The sequence below is a fragment of the Thermus sp. genome (genome assembly GCF_056332225.1).
The window spans coordinates 1-2,511 of record NZ_JBWGQW010000100.1 but is presented as its reverse complement, the minus strand read 5'-3'; the positions used below and the strand labels follow the sequence as shown (position 1 = coordinate 2,511).

Below are 2,511 nucleotides of genomic sequence, written 5' to 3'. Positions count from 1 at the left end.
AGCTCCTCTTCCTGGAAGGCCCCCGCCCCGAGGTCACCTACCGGGACCGCAAGGGCAAGTACCAGGGGCAGAAGGGCATCACCCTGCCCCGGGTCTAGGCCATGATCCCCGAGGGCACCCGCTTCCTCCTGCCCCCCGAGGCCCGGCTCAAGGCCGAGGCGGTGGGGAAGCTCCAGGACCTCTTCCGGCGCCACGGCTACGAGCCCGTGGAGCTTCCCGCCCTGGAGCTTTACGACCCCGACCACCCCCTGGCAGAAAGGGCCTTCAAGCTGGTGGACAAGACGGGGGAAGTGCTCTCCTTAAGGAGCGAGTTCACCACCCTCCTCGCCAAGCTCCTCCGGGCCCACCTGGGGGAGGGGGTCCACCGCTTCCAGTACGCCGGGGCCCTTTGGCTTCGGGAGGCGGACGCGGAGCTTGGGCGCCTGAGGGAGTACACCCAGGTGGGCCTGGAGCTCTTGGGGGCCACGGGGCCCTTGGCGGACGCCGAGGTGCTTGAGCTCGCCTTCGCCGCCCTCGAGGCCCTCGGGGTGGAGGGCGTGGTGGAGGTGGGCCTCCCGAGCCTCGTGGGGGAGGTGCTTCGGGCCTCGGGGCTTCCTGAGGCCCTGCAGAAGCGGGTGCAGCAGGCCGTCCACCGCAAGAACCTGCCCGAGCTGAAGGGGCTTCTCGCGCAAAGCCCCGTCCCCGAGGAGGCGAGGCGGGCCCTCCTCGCCCTCCCCGACCTCTACGGGGGGGAGGAGGTTCTTAAGGAAGCGCGAAGCCTCCCCCTTCCCCCCAAGGCCCGGGAGGCCCTGAAGGAGCTGGAGAGGACCCTGGACCTCCTGGGGAGGCCCGTCCTCCTGGACCTGGGCATGGCCCGGCGCTACGAGTACTACTCGGGGATCTTCTTCCGGGCCTACACCCCGGGCTTCGGCCTCCCCCTCCTCGGGGGCGGGCGGTACGACGGGGCCCTCCTCCCCAAGGCCGCGGGCTTCGCCCTGGGGGTGGAGAGGCTCCTCGAGGCCCTCAAGCCCCCCCAGGAGGAGGCGGCCCCCGAGGTCCTGGCCCTGGACCTAAAGGCCCTTCGCCGCTTCGCCCGGGAGAGGCGCACGGAGCTTTTCCACGGGGAGGACCCCCTGGCCTACGCCAAAAGGCGCGGCATCCCCTTCCTCGCCCGGGGGGAGGAGCTTTGGAGGGTGGAATGAGGCGCTTTTCCCTCACCGTGGCCCTGCCCAAGGGGCGGATGTTCCAGGAGGCCTACGAGGCCCTGAGGCGGGCCGGGCTGGACCTCCCCGAGGTGGAAGGGGAAAGGACCCTCCTCCACGGGAAGGAGGGGGGCGTGGCCCTTCTGGAGCTCCGCAACAAGGACGTCCCCGTCTACGTGGACCTGGGGATCGCCGAGATCGGGGTGGTGGGCAAGGACGTGCTTTTGGACTCGGGGCGGGACCTTTTTGAGCCCGTGGACCTGGGTTTCGGGGCCTGCAGGCTCTCCCTCATAAGGCGCCCCGGGGACACGGGGCCCATCCGCCGCATCGCCACCAAGTACCCCACCTTCACCGCGAGGCTCCTCAAGGAAAGGGGCTGGGCGGCGGACGTGGTGGAGCTTTCCGGGAACATTGAGCTCGCCGCGGTCACGGGCCTCGCCGACGCCGTGGTGGACGTGGTGCAAACCGGGGCCACCCTGAGGGCGGCGGGGCTTATTGAGGTGGAGGTCCTCGCCCGCTCCACGGCGAGGCTCGTGGTGAACCGGCAGGCGCTTAAGCTCAAGCGGGAGGTCCTCAAGCCCTTGATCCAGAGGCTCAGGGAGCTTGCCCCATGAGGGAACGCACCGAGGCGCGAAGGCAAAAGATAGAGGAAGTCCTAAGGAGGCGGCAGCCCGACCTCACCGTCCTCCTGGAGAACGTGCACAAGCCCCACAACCTCTCGGCCATCCTGCGCACCTGCGACGCCGTGGGGGTCCTCGAGGCCCACGCCGTGAACCCCACGGGCGGGGTGCCCACCTTCAACGAGACGAGCGGAGGGAGCCACAAGTGGGTCTACCTGCGGGTGCACGAGGGCATCCAGGAAGCCTTCCGGTACCTGAAGGAGCGGGGCTTCCGGGTCTACGCCACGGCCCTTAGGGAGGACGCCCAGGACTTCCGGGAGGTGGACTACACGGAGCCCACCTGCGTCCTCTTCGGCGCGGAGAAGTGGGGGGTTTCCGAGGAGGCCCTGGCCCTGGCGGACGGGGCCATCAAGATTCCCATGCTGGGGATGGTCCAGAGCCTGAACGTGTCCGTGGCCGCCGCCGTGATCCTCTTTGAGGCCCAGCGGCAGAGGCTGAAGGCGGGGCTTTATGAAAAACCCCGCCTGGACCCGGAGCTCTACCAAAAGGTGCTCGCCGACTGGCTCAGGAAGTAACGTACGTGAGCCAGCCCTCGTACTCGGGCCGCCGCCCGGTGGCGGCCTCGAGGTAGACCTCCCGAAGCCTAAGGGCGATGGGGCCCGCCGTCCCCTTCCCGATGGGCCGCCAGTCAATCATGGACACCGGGGTCA

3 protein-coding genes and 2 pseudogenes are annotated in these 2,511 nt (G+C 69.5%); 4 read left to right on the top strand and 1 reads right to left on the bottom strand.

Annotated elements, in window-relative coordinates:
• From dcd to trmH, 4 genes and pseudogenes are all read left to right on the top strand, one after another.
• Positions 1-98: pseudogene (gene dcd, locus AC01Y6_RS10095) on the top strand (dCTP deaminase); the annotation flags it as partial.
• Positions 99-101: 3 nt separating this feature from the next.
• The gene (locus tag AC01Y6_RS10090) at positions 102-1,181 is read left to right on the top strand and encodes an ATP phosphoribosyltransferase regulatory subunit (protein ID WP_428722140.1); all 1,080 of its coding nucleotides are present in this window, start codon (positions 102-104) and stop codon (positions 1,179-1,181) included.
• Positions 1,178-1,795, top strand: a complete 618-nt coding sequence (gene hisG, locus AC01Y6_RS10085) for an ATP phosphoribosyltransferase (protein WP_428720621.1) — start codon at positions 1,178-1,180, stop codon at positions 1,793-1,795. Before AC01Y6_RS10090 ends, hisG begins: the two co-directional genes overlap by 4 nt.
• Positions 1,792-2,376, top strand: a complete 585-nt coding sequence (gene trmH / locus AC01Y6_RS10080; RefSeq protein WP_476671383.1) for a tRNA (guanosine(18)-2'-O)-methyltransferase TrmH — start codon at positions 1,792-1,794, stop codon at positions 2,374-2,376. Before hisG ends, trmH begins: the two co-directional genes overlap by 4 nt.
• Here trmH and AC01Y6_RS10075 read toward each other — a convergent pair.
• Positions 2,366-2,511 (bottom strand): annotated as a pseudogene (locus AC01Y6_RS10075) (branched chain amino acid aminotransferase); the annotation flags it as partial. The gene trmH and the pseudogene AC01Y6_RS10075 sit on opposite strands and share 11 nt — an antisense overlap.

Excerpts from the sequence above, each read along its gene's own strand:
- AC01Y6_RS10090 (WP_428722140.1), top strand. The coding sequence starts at position 102 with ATGATCCCCGAGGGCACCCGCTTCCTCCTGCCCCCCGAGGCCCGGCTC.
- hisG (WP_428720621.1), top strand. The coding sequence starts at position 1,178 with ATGAGGCGCTTTTCCCTCACCGTGGCCCTGCCCAAGGGGCGGATGTTC.
- trmH (WP_476671383.1), top strand. The coding sequence starts at position 1,792 with ATGAGGGAACGCACCGAGGCGCGAAGGCAAAAGATAGAGGAAGTCCTA.